Annotated in this window: 13 protein-coding genes; 8 read left to right on the forward strand and 5 right to left on the reverse strand. The window is 51.9% G+C overall.

The window, feature by feature from the left end:
- Nucleotides 1-257: 257 nt before the first annotated feature.
- From OXH16_15065 to OXH16_15080, 4 genes are all read right to left on the reverse strand, one after another.
- Nucleotides 258-1097 (reverse strand): RNA polymerase sigma factor RpoD/SigA, encoded by an 840-nt coding sequence (locus OXH16_15065; GenBank protein ID MCY3682719.1) that lies wholly within the window; start codon nucleotides 1095-1097, stop codon nucleotides 258-260.
- Between the two features lie 44 nt (nucleotides 1098-1141).
- Nucleotides 1142-1654, reverse strand: coding sequence for a PTS sugar transporter subunit IIA (locus OXH16_15070; GenBank protein ID MCY3682720.1), 513 nt, complete (start codon nucleotides 1652-1654; stop codon nucleotides 1142-1144).
- A 307-nt stretch (nucleotides 1655-1961) separates the two neighbouring features.
- Nucleotides 1962-3320, reverse strand: coding sequence for a sigma-54 dependent transcriptional regulator (locus OXH16_15075; GenBank protein ID MCY3682721.1), 1359 nt, complete (start codon nucleotides 3318-3320; stop codon nucleotides 1962-1964).
- Nucleotides 3321-3329: 9 nt separating this feature from the next.
- Nucleotides 3330-4391 carry an ATP-binding protein gene (locus OXH16_15080; GenBank protein MCY3682722.1) on the reverse strand — a complete coding sequence of 354 codons (1062 nt, stop codon included), beginning with the start codon at nucleotides 4389-4391 and terminating at the stop codon, nucleotides 3330-3332.
- Nucleotides 4392-4543: 152 nt separating this feature from the next.
- Between OXH16_15080 and glnD the strand changes: the two genes are divergently transcribed.
- The 8 genes from glnD (at nucleotide 4544) to OXH16_15120 (ending at nucleotide 17577) form a co-directional block, all read left to right on the forward strand.
- On the forward strand, nucleotides 4544-7213 hold the full coding sequence (glnD, locus tag OXH16_15085; protein MCY3682723.1) for a [protein-PII] uridylyltransferase: 2670 nt from the start codon (nucleotides 4544-4546) through the stop codon (nucleotides 7211-7213).
- 240 nt (nucleotides 7214-7453) lie between these two features.
- Nucleotides 7454-8716, forward strand: a complete 1263-nt coding sequence (rho, locus tag OXH16_15090; GenBank protein MCY3682724.1) for a transcription termination factor Rho — start codon at nucleotides 7454-7456, stop codon at nucleotides 8714-8716.
- 93 nt (nucleotides 8717-8809) lie between these two features.
- Nucleotides 8810-9088 carry a type B 50S ribosomal protein L31 gene (locus OXH16_15095; protein MCY3682725.1) on the forward strand — a complete coding sequence of 93 codons (279 nt, stop codon included), beginning with the start codon at nucleotides 8810-8812 and terminating at the stop codon, nucleotides 9086-9088.
- Between the two features lie 87 nt (nucleotides 9089-9175).
- Complete coding sequence (gene prfA / locus OXH16_15100; protein MCY3682726.1) at nucleotides 9176-10243, forward strand: peptide chain release factor 1; 1068 nt, start codon at nucleotides 9176-9178, stop codon at nucleotides 10241-10243.
- A gap of 9 nt (nucleotides 10244-10252) precedes the next feature.
- Nucleotides 10253-11110, forward strand: a complete 858-nt coding sequence (gene prmC / locus OXH16_15105) for a peptide chain release factor N(5)-glutamine methyltransferase (GenBank protein ID MCY3682727.1) — start codon at nucleotides 10253-10255, stop codon at nucleotides 11108-11110.
- A 184-nt stretch (nucleotides 11111-11294) separates the two neighbouring features.
- Nucleotides 11295-12263 carry a polyprenyl synthetase family protein gene (locus OXH16_15110; protein MCY3682728.1) on the forward strand — a complete coding sequence of 323 codons (969 nt, stop codon included), beginning with the start codon at nucleotides 11295-11297 and terminating at the stop codon, nucleotides 12261-12263.
- 30 nt (nucleotides 12264-12293) lie between these two features.
- Nucleotides 12294-14822, forward strand: coding sequence for a protein translocase subunit SecD (gene secD / locus OXH16_15115; GenBank protein MCY3682729.1), 2529 nt, complete (start codon nucleotides 12294-12296; stop codon nucleotides 14820-14822).
- Between the two features lie 166 nt (nucleotides 14823-14988).
- A complete protein-coding gene (locus OXH16_15120) occupies nucleotides 14989-17577 on the forward strand; it encodes a hypothetical protein (GenBank protein ID MCY3682730.1) in 2589 nt (862 codons plus the stop codon).
- 127 nt (nucleotides 17578-17704) lie between these two features.
- Here OXH16_15120 and OXH16_15125 read toward each other — a convergent pair whose 3' ends face one another.
- Nucleotides 17705-19315, reverse strand: coding sequence for a fibronectin type III domain-containing protein (locus tag OXH16_15125; GenBank protein ID MCY3682731.1), 1611 nt, complete (start codon nucleotides 19313-19315; stop codon nucleotides 17705-17707).
- Nucleotides 19316-19426 lie beyond the last annotated feature (111 nt).

Genomic DNA, 19426 nt, shown 5'->3' on the forward strand with positions numbered 1-19426 from the left:
GCACATTGGTGGATCAGTCCCAGGCCGCAGGCTCCTACCAGATACGGTGGGATGTGCTCGATCAGCGGGGCGTCTCGCTATCGACGGGGGTCTATATCGCACGTCTGAGCTATCCCGGTGGGGTACAGACGCAACGGCTGCTCTATCTCAAGTAGCACCGAACGGTTGGGTTTGTCAATTTCTCATAGCTAAAAAAATGCCCCTGAAAACTCAGGGGCATTTAAGTCTTACATCTCGCGTCTTTCGTCTTACTGCATTTAAGTCACTTCCAGCAGCGGCTCAAGCTGCGAGCGGCGACGCGGATGGCGCAATCTGCGCAGTGCCTTCTCCTTAATTTGCCGCACGCGCTCCCGGGTCAAATTGAACCGAACGCCAATCTCTTCAAGCGTAAGCGGCTCTTCGCCGCCCAGACCAAAATACAGGCGCAAAACCTCGGTCTCGCGGTCATCCAGAGATGTGAGCACATCTTTTACCTGCTCGCGCACCGAATCCTCTACAACCTCCTCATCGGGAGCCTTTTGCGTCTTATCGGGCAACACATGCAACAAACTGTGGTCATCCTCCTCGCGGAAAGACGCATCCAGAGACCAGACATCGCGCGCGCGCATCAGCGTATCCTGAACCATCTCCACCGACACGCCGAGTTCTTTGGCCACGGTTTCGGGTTCGGGTTCGGTCTCGCTCGATTGCCTCAACTCGCGCGAGACCTTTGAAATATTGTGCAACAAATCAATGCGGTTAATGGGCAACCGCACAACCCGCGAATCCTGTGCCAGACTCTGGTGAATCGCCTGGCGGATCCACCAGACAGCATAAGAAATAAACTTAAAGCCCCGCGTGCCATCAAAACGCTCGGCAGCCGTCATCAGACCCATATTGCCCGCGCTGATCAAATCGGCCAGAGGCACCCCGTGATTTTGATATTCGCGCGCCACACTCACCACAAAACGGAGATTGGCCGCAACCAGTTTATCTCTGGATCTCTGACAACCTTTGTGGATCTTCTTTGCCAGTTCAATTTCTTCTGCACTCGAAAGGGGTTCTGACGAGGCAATGTCTCGCAGATACAAATCCAGAGACTCACTATCTTGTATCATAATTCCAGGCAAGGGGAACCTCCTGTAAAAGATGGGGAGAGCTACTATAAAACAGAATTGGGAGCCGACATCTTGCGAATTTGCGCGAGATGTTTTGTCATAAACTGATACATACTCATCGATGTGTCGCAAGCCATCAAACCCGCTCGCACATCTGAATTTTTAAACAACAGTGCCAAATTGCTCAAAACCGACAGATAAGGCACAGGCGCCGCATCGGGCACTGCAACCATGCATATCACGTGAACGGGTTCCGCATCTGGGGGAAAAGCAATACCCGCTTGAGAAATACCCAATGCCACACCGGGCTGAGCAACCGAGCGGCATCGCGCATGGGGCAGTGCAACACCCCGGCCCAAAACCGTACTCATCTGATCTTCTCGATCCAGAATAGTTTGCAAAAACTTCAGACTATCGACCACCTTCCTGCGCCCATAGAGCCGATCGACCAGTTCCTTGATCGCCCCCAGGCGATCTTGTGATTGTAACTCGGGTACAAGAAGCGAAACATCAAAATGAAAAACATCGTCTTCAGATAAAATTGTCGTCTGATTCACCTGACCCCCACACGCAACAAAATGCAGAATTTGCACCTTCAAACTATAAAACATTTATTAAAAAAGGAGAACACCTCATTAACATCAATAAAAACAAAGGTTAATCTCCAAACACGCCACCACCATCAAAAATACACATCGAATATAACAGCAATATCCGTGCCAAAAACATGCCTGAAGACATAACTTATTGTTTATATTGAACAAAATTTAGAAAATCCAATCTGCACACTCTTTTTTTTCAAAAAAACATGCAAAAATTGCACCCCATTTTATAACTAAAATGCAAAAATTGCGTTTTTGAAAATTAGCGCAGATTATACGCCTTAATTTTGTATTGCAACGCGCGAACACTGATCCCCAACAGTGCCGCGGCCTCCTTCCGATTTGCCGTCACATGTGCCAGTGTCTTCTCGATCAGCGCGCGCTCCACATCTGCAAGCGATGAACCGAGTTCAACCGTTATCGTATCTGTCTCATTCTGGGCATCGCGTATTCGAGAAGGCAAATGATCGACATCCACCTTCTGATCTGCGCAGGTTACCACAATGCGCTCAATGGTATTTTTCAACTCGCGCACATTGCCGGGCCAGAAATAAGCCAGAACCCTGTCCATTGCATCGGGCGTCAACTCCTTGCGCGCTTTGTGGTGCAACACACACAGAGTGTCAAAAAACACATCGATCAAAAGCGGAATATCTTCGACGCGCTCGCGAAGCGGCGGCAGGCGAATGGGCACCACATTGATGCGATAATACAAATCTTCTCTAAACCGCCCTTCTGCCACTTCTCGCTCGAGATCGCGATTGGTGACAAAAATAGGTCGCACATCTGCGGCCACCGCTTTGGTACTCCCCACCGGGCGATAGACTTTTTCTTCTAATACGCGAAGCAAATCGACTTGATTGGGCAAAGGGATTTCACCCACTTCATCAAAAAAAAGCGTCCCGCCTTCAGCCGCGGCAAAAAAACCCGCCTTATCCGCTGTTGCACCTGTAAACGCGCCTTTTACATAACCGAACAACTCACTGCCAAATAACGTCTCGGCAAACGCCCCGCAATTCATCGCCACCAGAGGCGCATTCCGCCGCGCACTCGTCTGATGAATCGCACGCACCACGAGTTCTTTCCCCGTCCCCGTTTCCCCGGTAATCAAAACCGGCACATCGGTCATAGCCGCCTGCGCTATGGTATCACTAACCTGTTCCATGGCGGCACTCCGATGCACAACATCTCCATTTTCGCCATTGGAATCCAGACGCGCCCGCAATACGCGATTCTCCGCGACCAATGCCTGGTGATCCAGCAAACGCTCCAAAGACAGACGCAACCGCTTCAGATCTACGGGCTTGGTCAAATAATCATAAGCCCCCCGCCGCATAGCTTCAACAGCCGTCTCCACCTCGCCATAAGCCGTAATCACAATAACCCCAATCTCGCGATTTGCGCCGCGCACCCACTTCAAAAGTGATAGACCATCCTGCCCCGGCATCTTGAGATCAAAAATTGCGGCATCATACTCATGAGCCTCCATAAGCGTCTTTGCCTGATTCCCATCATAAGCCACATCAACCCGATAACCGTCTTTGGTCATCGCCTCTCGCAGACCCTCGCAGATATAGTACTCATCATCTGCAATCAAAAGCCTAATCTCACTCGTATCCATAAGTTACCTCTATCGTATCTCATGCTCGGGCAAATACACCCGGAAAGTCGTTCCCAGTTCGGGGCGGCTCTCGACATCGATATGTCCTCCGTGCTGATAAATGATGCGCTGGGCAATAGACAGCCCCAACCCGGTACCCTCATCCTTCGTCGTATAATAAAACTCGAAAATGCGATCCACTTCTTCTTCTGGAATCCCGCAACCCGTATCTGTAAGCATCAAACACACCTGCCCCGACTCGGTTTGCGTTCGGGCAACCAAATCCCCACCCGTGGCCATAGACTGAAAGGCATTCACCACAATATTGAGCACGGCTTGACCGAGTTGGTCTTCATCTCCATTAATCGCGGGCAGATTCTCGGAAAGTTCCAGACGCAACACAATGCCGCGCTCGCGCGCTTCGGGCGAGACCAGTTCAAAAACGCGGCGAACCACATCGTTGAGAGACACTTGCCGCAAATGGAGTTTGGGCGTGCGCGAAAAACGCAAAAAATTATACACCAGGCGGTCGAGCCGTTTCATCTCTGTCTGCGCGATATTGAGCCGCCCTACAAAGCGCTCTTTTAACGCACTTGACAACGCGTCGAGATCTTCCTCCAACAATTGCAACTGAATATCAATCGCCCCCAGAGGATTGCGCACTTCATGGGCAACAGAAGCGGCCAAACGCCCCAACGCCGTCATCTTTTCAACCTGAAAGATCTCCCACTCCATCCGCTTTATCTCAGACACATCGCGCACCGCCAGCACCAGCCCACACTGCGTATCCGCATCCAAAAACGACGTACTCACGCGCAAATGTTGCAATCCACCATCGGCATTGTGGTGTACCAGATCCGTATCTGACACCAGCACCTTGTTTTTCATACCCTCGTTCAAAATCCGCAACAACTCAGGGCGTTGGGCAAATAGCACCTCTGGCGAAGCGCCACAAACAGCCTGTTTATCCCACCCCATTAACGCAATCAGATGTGCATTGGCCATCACGGCCCGATGTGTTTGATCAAAAGCCACGATGCCCTCTCCCAGCCCCTCCAGAATAGAAGCACTATAATCCGTAGCCATGTCCATGCGCGTTCTCCCGATACAACTATAAAAGCCATTTAATCTTAAATTTGGGGATTTATATCCAAAGCGCAAGCCCAAATATCTTGACCACTTATACATTTGGCGTGATATTATTACCTCTCGTAGCGTCGTAGCCATTTCCAAAGGACTACCCATTGAATAAACAAATCGCCACATTTGATACCCTCCCACGCGACTTGCTCAACGCAAAAAGAACATCAGATGCCTGGCCCACCGAACGCCTGTCGTACTTGCGGACCTATCTCGACACCACCTGGGAAACTATTCATACACAGCACCGGAACGGCGCATCGGGTAGTGTTATAGTTGCCGCACTCACACAGCGCGTCGATACACTCATCCAGGCACTGTACGCCGAAGCAAAAGAAGAACACGGTGAGCCAACCGGGTTTGCCGTAATCGCGCAAGGGGGATATGGCCGAGGCGCGCTCAATCCCCACTCGGATATCGACCTGTTATTTCTCTTTCACAAAAAAGTCCGCGAAGGCGACCCCATAACGCGCGCGATTCTCCACACCCTGTGGGATCTGCGATTTGACGTGGGATACAGCACGCGCACCCTTTCCGATTGCATCACTGCAGCACAAGACGACACCGACTCCCTCACCGCAATGCTCGAAACCCGCCATCTCGTGGGAGACCCCGCTTTAGAGACCCAACTGCGAGACACACTTGAACGGCGATTTTTTGGCAGACGCGCGCGCGGTTTTGTAGAAAAAAAATATCAGGAACGCATCCAGCGACACAGCAAATCCAAATTCTCGGTCCAACTCCTCGAACCCAATGTCAAAGAAAGCCCGGGGGGGTTGCGAGATATTCACACAGCGGGCTGGTTTTTGGTGGCGCGCCGCGGCCTTCGCGCGCCCGAAGGTCTGGTAGAAAGCCATGTTCTCACGCGCAGAAATTATCAAATCTATGTTGAAGCCCTTGATTTCATGTTGCACACGCGCAGCGAACTGCACTTTCACACGGGCAAACCCTTTGACATACTCGAACACGACCTGCAACTCGCTATTGCCAAAAATTTGGGCTACCAGGACCGCGACAATGAACTGGGTGTGGAACATTTCATGCGAGACTACTACACCCATGCGCGTGCAATCAAACACCTCAGCGACCTGATATGTGAACGCCTCAAAGGCCAATCTTCCACTGGTCGGGCTGTGGGATTGCTCACGCGCCGACAACTCGACGACGGCTCCGTGCTACACCACACGCACATTGCCCTGCCCCAAAAGCGACGCCATTTTTTTGACAACACGCCCCATCGCCTCCTCTCCCTTTTCCTCAATTCACAGCGATTTGGCGTCCCCCTCAACGAAGCGGCCAAACAGGGAATAAAAGACCACATCCATCTCATCGACGACAGCTTCAGATCTTCTGAGCGCGTCAGTCGCATCTTTCTCGACCTCTTCCGCACACCCACCGGCATTGGCACCACCCTTCGCACCATGCACGAACTCGACATCCTGGGCACTTATGTACCCGAATTCGGCAGCCTGACCTGTTTGGTACAATACAATCGCTATCACATCTACACGGCAGACGAACACACCCTGGTGGCAGTAGAGCGTCTCGACTACCTCGCGCGATCACCTTCTCTTCCCCATGATCTACAGCACCTCCGACGCGTGTACAACGAAATCCCGAGAAAAGAGCTTCTCTATCTCGCGCTGATGATGCACGACGTGGGAAAATCTGTCCGCGACAAAGACCACAGCATTGTCGGCGCAGAAATGACACGGGACTTTCTCAAACGCCTTCAATTGCCCGATGACCAGATAGAAACCGTTGTTTTTCTCGTCCGACACCATCTCGCAATGTCCGCCATTGCACAGCGCCGCGACCTGTCAGATCATCGCATGATCGCCGAATTTGCCAGCACATTTACACACCCCGATACTTTGCGGATGCTCTATGTCCTCACCTATGCCGACCTGTCTGCCGTCACACAAACTGCGTGGACTTCCTGGAAAGGTCACCTCTTGCGCGAACTCTACGAAAACACCTTTTATCTCCTCACCCAAAAAGCCCTGCCCGACCGCGAGCAACCCGAACTACAAGACATTCAAAAAATCCTCGCTGCTCTGGAATCGCGCATCCCATATCAGACCCTTATCGAACACCTCAACAACATGCCCCCGCGCTATCCCGAACAAAACAGCCCGGAAGAAATTGCACAACACCTGCAACTCATCGACACAATGGGATCCTCGCTGGTCGCCGTTAGCGTACAACCCGGCGACCTCTTTCTGGAAATCACCATCTGCACGCACGACCAGCCCTTTCGCCTATCAGAAATTTGTGGTGTACTGGCAACCCACGACATCAACATCTTCAGCGCACATGCCTATACGCGCAACGACGGCACAGTCATCGACATCTTTCAGGTCACTTCCGATATGGATGATGACGCTGCATTACGAGAAAAAATTCAACAAACCCTGATCGATGTCTTTCAACTAAAAGAGCGCGTATCAGACCTGTTTGCCAGCTACAGTCAACGGTGGGCTCTGAGGCGGCAGCCCACCGTTCCCATCTCTCCTAAAATCACATTCGACAACAATGTTTCCATGCGCTCCACCGTCATCGATATCACGGCACAAGACGCAACGGGTCTCCTGTATCGCATCACGCGCACATTATCAGACCTCGGCCTCGACATATACACCGCTCGCATTGGCACACAGGCAGACCGCGCTGTGGATGCCTTTTACGTGCGTAAAAACGGCGATAAAATCACAGATGCCGCATTGCTCGAACACATCACCCATGAACTGACGCACGCGATTGAAAATCCTTGACAAGCCACATTGTTTGTTTTACGTTTAGGTCAACTTCAAAAAGCATTCCCTCGCACTAATGCTCCGCATCCTGCCCCACAATCTTCCAAAACATTGTTCTCTGCAGGCTTCGCAGTAATCCAATGATTTCGCACAGCATTTATTTTACACCCCATCTGGCATGGTGTCGTCCGGGCATGTACCGCTTCTCCCCTTCCAACCCATCAGGAACTTCAAAAAATGGCAATTACCGAAGAAAAATTGAACATGTTTGAGCTGCAGGAATGCAGCATATCCGAACTCAACAAACACGCGCAAGCACTCGATATTCAAGGCTACAGCAGCCTGCGAAGACAAGAACTTATCTTCGCCATTCTCCAGAGCCAAACCGCAAAAAGTGGGCGTATCTTCGCACAGGGTGTTCTCGACATCCTCGAAGACGGATTTGGCTTCCTCAGATCGCCAAAGTACAATTATTTACCCGGTCCCGACGACATTTATGTGGGCCACTCGCAAATCAAACGCTTCAACCTGCGAACCGGAGACACCATATCGGGGCATATTCGTCCACCGAGAGGCGACGAAAAATACTTCGCACTCATTCGCGTTGAAGCCATCAATTTTGAAGATCCCGAAGTAGCGAAACAAAAAATTCTATTTGACAACCTCACGCCACTACACCCGGACGAACGCATCAACCTCGAATACGATTCACAGGACCTCTCCACCCGCATCATGAACCTCCTCACCCCAATCGGCAAAGGCCAACGCGGCATGATAGTCGCCCCCCCGTTTACTGGCAAAACCATGCTCCTGCAAAAAATTGCCAATGCCATTACCCAAAACCATCCCGAAATCACGCTCATCGTCCTCCTCATCGACGAGCGCCCCGAAGAAGTCACAGACATGCTCCGTTCGGTCGAAGGCGAAGTCGTCAGTTCCACCTTTGACGAACCCCCGACCCGGCATGTCCAGGTAGCTGATATGGTCATAGAAAAAGCCAGGCGATTGGTCGAACACCAGCAAGATGTCGTCATCTTGCTCGACAGCATCACCCGCTTAGCCCGGGCCTATAACACTGTCGCCCCCCACAGTGGGCGCATTCTCACCGGCGGTCTCGACTCGACGGCCATGCAATGGCCCAAGCGATTTTTTGGCGCAGCGCGCAATATCGAAGAAGGCGGCAGCCTGACCATCCTGGCAACGGCCCTCGTCGAAACTGGAAGCCGCATGGACGAAGTCATCTTCGAAGAATTTAAAGGCACGGGCAACATGGAACTCAAACTCGACCGCCGGCTCTCCAATCGCCGCATCTTTCCCGCCATTGACGTATCCATGTCCAGTACGCGCAAAGAAGAACTCTTACTCCAGGAAAAAGAACTCAACCGCGTCTGGATCCTGCGAAAACTACTCAACCAGATGCAACCTCTGGAAGCGATGGAATTCTTCACAGAACGCACCAAAGAAAACAAAACCAACGAAGACTTTCTCAATGCCATGAGTGAACCGGTCCACGCCTTCTAAAACCCGTGACTTGATTATTCCTGGGCATTTTGGTATATTTTGTACTCTGTGTCTGTTTTTCATAAACATTTGAACAACTTGAGGATAATCACAATGAAATCCGATATCCATCCAGAATACCGCGACGTGATCTTCGAAGACGTCAGTGCCAACCCGCCATTTCGGGTCAAAACGCGATCGACGCGCACCTCTGAAGAAACCATCGAATGGGAAGACGGCAACACCTATCCACTGATCAAAGTTGAAATCAGTTCGGCTACCCATCCCTTCTTCACCGGCAAGATGATGCTCGTTGACACTGCCGGTATGGTCGAGCGCTATCGCCGCCGATATGGTATTAAAGACGGGGAAGAAGAAAAAACAGACAGTTAGCAACGCAATCTACATGGAAAAGGGTGAAACGGCCGCATGCCGCGACTGTTTCGCCCTTTTTGTGTAATAAAAACCGAAAGAACCACCATGTTTGAACAACTCAAAACCATTGAAACCCGCTATTTCAAACTCGGCGAAGAAATGGCCAGACCCGAAGTCGCCTCAGACCCCAACCGCCTCCGCAAACTCGGCAAAGAATACCGCGACCTCGAAGAAATCGTCACAACCTACCGCGACTACAACAACGTGCGCGAAGAAATGGCCGATATAAATGACATCATCAACACGTCAGATGATGCCGAACTCGTCGATATGGCCCAAATGGAAAAAGAAGATCTCGTGCAGCGGGAATCAGACCTTTCCAACACCCTCAAAATGCTCTTAATCCCCAAAGATCCCAACGACGACAAAGACACCGTCGTCGAAATACGCGCAGGCGCGGGAGGGGAAGAAGCCGCCCTCTTTGCCGCCGACCTCCACCGCATGTATTCGCGCTATGCAGAACACACCGGTGGCCGCTGTGAAATCCTCAGCTCAAACCCCACGGGAATTGGTGGATACAAAGAAATCATCTTCTTAGTCGTTGGCAACGGCATCTACGGCAGGCTAAAATACGAAAGCGGCGTACACCGGGTCCAGCGCATACCCGAAACCGAATCCAGCGGTCGCATTCACACCTCGACAGCTACCGTAGCCGTTCTCCCCGATGCAGAAGACGTCGATATAGACATCGACCTCAACGACCTCAAAATAGATGTCTTTCGCTCGTCAGGTCCCGGAGGTCAAAGCGTCAACACCACCGACTCGGCAGTGCGCATCACCCATCTGCCATCGGGACTCGTCGTTACGTGTCAGGACGAAAAATCCCAGCACAAAAACAGAGCCAAAGCACTCAAAGTCTTGCGCTCTCGCCTGCTCGATCAGGCCATCCGCGAACAACAGGCCAAAACCGCTGCTGATCGCCGCTCACAAATTGGCAGCGGCGACCGAAGCGCGAAAATTCGCACCTACAATTTCCCACAGGGACGCGTAACCGACCACCGCATCAAACTCACCTTGCACAGACTTGAAGACATTCTGGACGGCAACATCGCAGAACTCATCGATACCCTTCGCCTCTCTGACCAGACGGAAAAACTCAAACAACAAGAATAGACGCCCCCCATGCCGACCTCCATTCCCCACCTTCTGACCTGGGCCAGCGACATCCTCCTCAAAGCGGGTGTCCCCAGTCCGCGGGCAGATGCCGAATGGACACTCGCCCATGTGCTTGAATGCCCGCGCTCAGAACTGCATTTGCGGACACACCAGCCACTCACCCCTGCACAAAACGCGACCTACCGCAACCTGATTCACCGCCGCGCCAATCGCATCCCCCTGCAACACCTTTTGGGCAACACCGAATTTTACGGCCTCCCATTTCACACCTCGTCCGACGCCCTGATCCCCCGACCGGAAACAGAAACCCTCATTGAAGTCACCCTCAACCAATTAAACACCTGCACAAATCCCCGCATCCTCGACATTGGCACCGGATCGGGAATCATCGCCATTACCCTTAGCAAATCACTCCCCGAATCGCGTGTCATCGCCACAGACATATCTCACAAAGCACTCCGTCTCGCCAGCCAAAACGCCCATCTCAACGGCGTCTTAGACCGCATTTCCTTTCTCCAAACCGACCTCCTCACACCCTTTGCAAAACCAGAAAGCTTCCACGCCATCCTCTCCAACCCCCCCTACATCCCCAGCAATGCAATCGACGCCCTGCAATCCGAAGTCCGCGACTTTGATCCTCGCCTCGCCTTAGACGGAGGCAGAGATGGCCTCGACTTTTATCGCAAAATCATTCCCGCAAGCATTCCCTTGCTCGCACCGGGCGGATTATTGGCTTTGGAAATCGGCCACGACCAGGCCGATGCCGTCACCCAACTGCTCAACCGACAAATGGACCTCGCCCGCATCGCGACCCACACCGACCTGGGGGGATATCCGCGTGCGATCCTCGCTAAAAGGCGGTGATGGGACGGCACGGGGACCGTCCCCTACGATAATATTGTTAATCCGGCTTGTAGGGGCGACCCCCTGTGGTCGCCCGCTGACCGCCAATTGCTAATCATTGACTTTTACAACCTTTTTTGTTAATTTCTCACGCCTTAACCCATCGCTTTGTCGATAGTTTATCTCACCCCTTGATAAACGCGCCATGTTAGACCAAATTTTCGCGCCCATCCAATATCAGATCGCACGCTTTGAAACCCGTCTCGAAGAAATTATGACGGCCTCTGATGTCGGGGGCATACAAGAAATGGCCTATCACGTTGTTAAAAACAGGGGCAGGCGTTTTCGACCTGCCCTTGCATTCTTAACAGCGCAAGCCGTGGGCGAGTGTTCAGACGCGGTAATCGATGCTGCTGTAGGCGTTGAAATTATACAAACGGCATCGCTCATTCACGACGACGTGATCGACAACGCAGAAACGCGCCGGGGAGCCGATGTCCTGCATCTGAAATGGGGCAACCGCGCAGCCATTTTGATGGGCGATTTTCTCTTTGCCAAATCAATGCAAGTGCTCGTTGGCCTCAACTCTCTACAAGTCATGAACGCCACGACCCACGCAATTCAGCGCGTCGTTGAAGGAGAAATTCTCGAAGGCGAAATATCTTCTTCGGGTGAAGCCGCGCTCTATTTCCGCATGATCAACCAAAAAACCGCATCTCTGCTCGCGCTGGCTTGCGAATTAGGTGCTATTTTGGGAAAAGGGTCGCCCACCCAGATCGCTCGCATGGCGTCTTTCGGCAGTGAAATAGGCGTCGCCTTCCAGATTACCGACGACGTCCTCGACCTGATGGGCAACACAAACAACATGGGCAAGCCCACGGGAAACGACCTTCGAGAAAAAAAATTGACCTTGCCCTTAATTCGGGCACTGGCAAACTGCAAAAACGGCGAAGCTGACCACATTCGCAACAAAGTACTCAACGGCGTGGAAACCGGCAGCGACTGGCGAGAAATCAAACGCTTTGTCCGGCGCTATCGAGGCGTAGAAGCCGCGCGAGAAGAAGCGCGCTCTTATGCCCAATCCGCCCTCAAAAACCTGAATGCGCTACACACCTCCAGCGCGCGAGACGCGCTCGCATTGGCGGTTCAACACGTCGTTGAACGCGACCAGTAAATCACACCATAAACGGAGTAACCCCTTCCAATGACCCGAGAATACTGGCGTTTGTTAATCATAGGTGCGACCATAGTGCTCGCACTTTTTTATCTCTATCCCACCTACCAATTTTACTACGCAACTCAGGAAAATTTAGACGAGCGAGAGCGCGTAAAACAGCAGGCCATCAACCTGGGACTGGACTTGCAAGGGGGTATCCACCTCGTCCTCGAAGTGGATCAATCCAATCTATCAGAAGATGAAAAAACAGACGTGGTTGCGCGCGCCCTCGAAATCATCCGCAATCGCATTGACCAATTTGGCGTCTCTGAACCCATCATTCACCGCGAAGGCGATTGGCGCATCGTAGTCGAATTGCCGGGTGTGCAAGACATCGAACGCGCCAAGGGCCTGATCGGCAAAACCGCGCGCCTCGAATTCAAAATCCTCAAATCCGACGCCGACCGCGTAGGCATAATCGAAAAAATTGACCGACACCTTGCCGCCCAGGCACCTGTTGACAGCGCGCAAGCCGCAGACCCGCTCCTCGGACAAACAGCCGAAGACACCCCATCCCTCGCGCGCTATGTGCGCGCTTATGGACCAGACCTCGTGGTCATGGAAGACAACATCCTGACCGTACGGGAACTCATGAATCGCCCGGACGTACAAAAGCTCCTGCCACCCGACGCGCAATTCCTGTGGAATTCCAAAGACGAAGAAATGGGTGACGGACAACGCTATCGCGCGCTCTACTATCTCAAAAGACGCGTAGAAATGACAGGTGAAATTCTCTCCGATGCCTCTGTCACAACCGGGCAATCCTTTGAAAACGCCGGTCAACCCATCGTCAACTTCACCACCACCAGCCAGGGTGTGCGCCTCTTTGGACGGGTCACGGGTGCCAATGTGGGCGAACGCATGGCCATCATCCTCGATGATCAGGTCTATTCCGCACCCACAATACGCTCCAAAATCAGCCAGGGATCGGGCATTATCGAAGGCACGGGCACCGTTGACGAAGCCAAAGACCTCGCCATAGTCCTGCGCGCAGGTGCGCTGCCCGCCGATGTCAACATCGTCGAAGACCGAACCGTGGGACCATCGCTTGGACGCGACTCCATAGAACAGGGCAGAAATGCAGCCCTCATCGGCCTCGCCATCGTCATCATCTTCATGGTCATCTACTACGGTTTCTCGGGCCTCGTCGCCGACCTCGCCCTCGTGCTCAACCTCGTCTTTGTCATGGCCATACTCGCGGCATTTCAAGGCACGCTCACCCTGCCCGGCATAGCGGGTATTATCTTAACCATAGGTATGGCAGTAGATGCCAACGTGCTGATCCTCGAACGTATCCGCGAGGAATTGCGCGCAGAAAAAACCCTGCGGGTAGCCATCGAAAATGGTTATGCGCGCGCCGTACAGACCATCGTAGATGCCAACGTGACCACCATCATCACCGCCATCGTGCTCTATCAGTACGGCACCGGCCCCATCAAGGGTTTTGCACTCACCCTGATGATCGGTATCATCTCCTCGATGTTCACCGCCATCTTTGTCACGCGCACGATTTACGACACCATTGTCGCGCGCCAGGTCAATCCCCGCCTCAGCATCGGCAGGCTACGCGTATTTGGCGACACCAGCATCAACTTTCTCGGTGTTCGACGGGGCGCTTTCATCTTATCGGCTGTTCTCATCCTGCTCGGCCTGGGATCCACCATCACCAAAGGCGGCTATAACCTGGGCATCGACTTTGCCGGCGGCACATTGCTCGAATTGCACTTTGATCCCCCGGCCTCTGTCGGCGACATCCGCCAGTCTCTCGGCGATGTCCGCGTTGAGGATCAAAGCATGGACCTGCGCAACAGCGAAATTAAAGAATTCGGCTCAATCAACGACATCCTCATCCGCGTGGAGGAAGAAGCCGAAGGCACAGCCATTGCAGACGCCATAAAAACCAGACTCAAATCCGATTTTGCCGGCAATATTCAAGACGAGACCGAGTGGTTGCGGCGTCAGGAAGCCGTCGGACCCAAAATCGGAGAAGAACTCAAAAACAACGCCGTCTATGCCATCCTCGTCGCAATGATACTCATCATCATCTACGTGTGGTGGCGCTTCAGACAAATCGAATTTGGGATTGCAGCCGTCATCGCCCTATTCCACGACGTCATGATCACCCTCGGAATCTTTTCAGTTATGAATTGGGAGATCTCCCTGGCCATTGTGGCGGCACTGCTCACCATTGTGGGATACTCCCTCAACGATACAATCGTGGTCTATGACCGCATCCGCGAAGACATCAAATTGTATCGCCGCGACACCTTTAGCAGCGTAATCAACCGCGCCATCAACGAATGCCTCAACCGCACAGTACTCACCTCGGGCACCACCATGCTCGTCGTCCTCTCCCTAATCTTACTGGGCGGAGAAGTAATCCGCGACTTCGCATTCGCCCTGCTCATCGGCGTCATCGTGGGAACCTACTCCTCGGCATTTGTCGCATCGCCCATCGTGGTCGAATGGCACAACCGCCGGGAGGCAAAAGCGAGACAGGGACGCAGTGCGGCGTAGGTTGAGCTAAATAAAATGAAAAAGCACCTGATCAGATGAACGATCGGGTGCTTTTTTTCTCATGTCGATAAGGAAGCCAATTAACTATTGACTCACAAATTATATTTTTTAAATTAACGCAAACGTATGTGTCAACCTGATGTAGATACTTGAAAGGAGTAACACAGTGGCAGCAAAAACAAATCCCCTCATCTCTAAATTTGCGTCCCTCAGCAGCATGATCCTCCTGCTGACACTCATCTTCAACGGGCACGCACTTGCACAATTCACCTATACCTGGAAAACCGACACAACCTACGAAGGAATAGAATCGGCCACCCTCGTTCAACCCGTGCAGGTCATGTTCTTAAACCAGCCGATACAGATTGTACCGCACAGTGCATCCTTGCGTCTCATGCAACAATACTCCGTATTACTCGGCACCGAATGGAGTGACGGACATGCTTACCGACTGCTCCAGACCTTTGAGTCCATACCGCAATTGAGTAACGACCCGTACAAAGAGACACTCGAAGTGCCATCCTCGTTATGGCAATTGACAGACCAGCACATTCAAAATGACATAGAGATTCGCTTCCAGGACGGGCAGAAAATCGTCACCCTGTCTCGTGAAGCTTTTACTTATGCTGACCCATTACTGGCTGAGATAGAGGGTGTGAGAGGTCGTTTCTTCTCCAAAAGACTCCACCATGCCGTCGTTCGATATGTAACCGACGGTGGTAGAGACAGACATGCGCTAAAGCAGATTTTAGAGAAACGGTATGGCATAAGCATAGATGTACCGGACTACACCGTACTTACGCAAAGAACAACAAAAGAACATGCAGGTCGGTTCGGAGAATTCAAAAATGAAGAATTGATGGCACTTGTGAGTATGTTTGAAGAATACCCACAAGGCATGCTCAGCACACCAGGACTACAATATCTGGTGCGGCGATTAGATGGGACACCCCATCCGATTAATCCACAGGCTCCTGCTATAGCCTGGACGACCGAGGGCTATATTGAATTCATGGAATCTGCTTTTAAGGAACTGGGCCTCGACTACATCCACCGCTTAATTCTCCATGAAAAAGCACATTTTTTCTGGGAACACCTCTTTGACGACCAGCTCAAACAGGACTGGATTGAACTCGGTGGCTGGTATGTAAACCCGGACGACCAGGATGGCTGGTCAACGACCAAACAGACCGAGTTCGTATCTGATTATGCACACGGTGTGAATCCGAATGAGGATATGGCAGAAACAATCAGTTATTACATCGTAAATCCCGACAAGTTGCGTTCGCGCTCCCCTGCCAAATACGAATTTATTCGCGATCGAGTCATGCACGGCACGCGGTACATATCTCGGATACGCGAAGACCTGACATTTCAGGTCTATAATCTGTATCCCGATGTGGTGTATCCAGGACGAATCATACGGGTTGACATACGGGTTCAGGGCGAACCAGAAGAGGACAAGGAGATAACAATAGATCTGGAAATTCATCGGGGGGAGAATGGCTTTGACAATGCGCAAGCAACACATCTCAGGATTCACAGCACAAAAGGGACCTTCTTTGACGTCTGGCTTCATCCTGTAAGCTCGGATGGCAGACGCATCAATGCAGGCCACATTTTGAGAGGGCATAAGACACTATCAAAGTACGCGGCATACGGTTATTGGGGTCCAGATCAAATTACCCTCAGGGATGCCCAGGGCAATGAACGCCACGAATCTCAGGTCGATTTCGGATGGAAACTCTATCTCAACAACCCGCTTGCCGATTATGAACCGCCGGCTTACGTTAAAAATTCAATGCAACTCTCATTGTCGCAAGGCACGATAGAAGGCAGGTCCCTGCAAATTCTCACCGCACGCTGGCGGCTTTTTGAAGAAAACGGTATGCGGGAACAGGGAGTCTATGCACAACTGAACGATGCAAATGCCGAAACCTATTCTCGGCGTTCGGAGGAGTATGGAAATTACGATCCACAAACCGGTGAAACGAGTGTTCAACTTAAAATTCCGGATTACTTCCCAGGCGGCACGTACAAACTCAATTTCATCAAGATGTATGATATGGCATTAAACGCACAGGGCGTGTACTTTACCGATCCGGGGCATGGGTTAAGGGATGAAGATGTCATAATAGATGAAGCACCTGCCACCATTGACGTTCAAACGACAAATCCCGACGACATCCCACCTGTACTCGATTTAAATCAGATCACCATTCAGGCAGAACCGACCAATCCAGAAGCACCAAACGGCGAAACACAGGTCGATATTAGCTTTAGAGTTAAAGACAACATCAGTGGATATAGTTTGACAAACATGTATTTACGCGACCCGAATGGTGTGATGCACTTCTTTAGGCATTACGATCCGGATTTTCACAAAGTCTATTTTACACGGGATCCGGCTGTCTATCACACCTACCATAAAACGGTCATACTGCCCGTCGGCAGTATCCCGGGAACGTGGGGACTTGCTGACATGAGAGTATGGGACAAGGCACAGAACATCCTTCGGGCAAACTTCACTGAAATCATCCGCTTTGAGGTACAGGATACTCCCCTTATCTCTGCTGACTTTGATGGCGATGGGCAGGTCGGGACCTCAGACTTTTTGCTATTTGTCGAAGTGTTTGGAACCCAGAGCGGACAGGAAAACTTCGATCCAAAATACGACCTCGACAACAATGGAACCATTGACATGCCCGACTTCCTCATCTTTGTGGATTCCTTTGGCAAACCTGTCAGTGGATAGCTGTCGCGCGGTCAACATCACAAAGCCCGTCAATGCTCATTGATTGACGGGCTGTTTGCTGTACTTGAAGCGGGCAGCGGCTTAGCGACATAAACCGCGAAAGACGCATGTATAGCGCTTGCTTCTGTTAGAAATCGACAGAATCTGACCAGGGGCCATCTCCTAATTCGTTGTATGCCCGTACTCTAACAGTCCCCGCAGAGGCAGATGTATAATGGTTTAGTGTTTTTCCGACATCCTGTGTACCGTCCTCATTATAGGCACCATCATCGTCATAGGATGTATTGGACAATTCCACTTTATACCCCGTAGCAGTCGGAACACTATTCCAGGTAATGTAGCCATCGTCCTCATAATAATTATCATCCTCATCATAATAGCTACTAGCACCATACGCAGATACGCCCGTAACCTTAGCAGGAACACTTGTAGGCCGTGCAATCGTCGTAAAACTGCCTGCAAGTGGTCGAGAGAATTTCGTCACAACATCATACTTAATAGCGACAATTCGCACGTAATAGGTCGTCGAGGGCGTCAGATTAGTCAAGGACACTTCACGTGCAGAAGAAGCTAATTGCCTGCTTGAATAAGTGCCAAAATTTTGGTCTGTGCTCCAATGAACATCAATTCTATCAATTCCACTACCAGAATGACGCCATCTCACCTTCATGCTTTGTGAGCTAACAGCACTTGCCCCGAAACTGCTGGGAGGCGATAACGTTGTGGATACCGCTCCTGACTGGATATTCGACAGTGCTATGATTGGCCCAAATGAATTTCCCACACGTGCTTGAATCGTTAAAGTATAAAATTCACCTGGCGTGTGAGTTGCAGGGGCAGTAAAAACGTGGGAAGTTACACTTGCCCCAACGTTTGCTGTTAATACATTTGTCACATCTAAAACGCGGTACATCTTTATCCTATAACCCGTTGCACCCGTAAGTGGCTTCCAGGCAGCAATAACCTGTCTCACAGATACACCAGGCCGTGCGACAACGCCTTCAATACTTCCAACACTTGACGCACCTGATGGTCCCGTTGGACCTGCTGGGCCTATCGGACCGGGTGAACCGATGTCCCCTTTATCTCCCTTTGGTCCGGGTGGACCAGGTTCTCCCCGCCCCCTCGGACCCCTGTCACCCATATCGCCTTTTGGACCTGCCGGACCCGGTACCCCTGGTGCACCTGGAATACCGTCTGTGCCATCTGTTCCTGGTGTCCCATCACTACCTGATAAGCCGGGAGAACCGGGTGTACCATCTGCGCCTGCTGGCCCCTCAGGGCCTGGGGGACCTGCTGCACCTATCGGTCCTTCTGCACCTATCGGTCCTTCTGCGCCTATTGGTCCTACTGGACCGGGATCACCCTTATCGCCCTTATCGCCTTTTGCGCCTATCGGACCGGGCATCCCGTCTGCGCCTGGTGCTCCATCACTGCCTGGTGTACCTGGTTGTCCGTCTGCTCCGGGCAGGCCGGTCGGACCTGGGGGACCGGTCGGACCGGCCGCACCTCTCCGACCTCGTGGACCTGGCGAACCTGCCGCACCTCTCCGACCTCGTGGACCTGCCGGACCTGCCGCACCAGGAGGACCATCGGCACCATCACTGCCATCAGCGCCGGGAGGACCCTCTGGACCGGTTGGACCGGTCGGACCGGGTGGACCTGGAGTGCTTGGAGCTTCTGGAACACCTGGATCACCTGGACTGCTTGGAGCTTCTGGAGTTGGTGTGTTGCTCATAATAATCTCCTTTGAACGTTTGTAGTTGGTTTTACTGCTATTATGTCTCTATAGCCTGACATGTGATCTCAGCAGAATGACGGGGCACATCTGAACCCGCCAAAAGCCGAT

The organism is Gemmatimonadota bacterium, assembly GCA_026705765.1.
GTDB lineage: Bacteria > Latescibacterota > UBA2968 > UBA2968 > UBA2968 > VXRD01.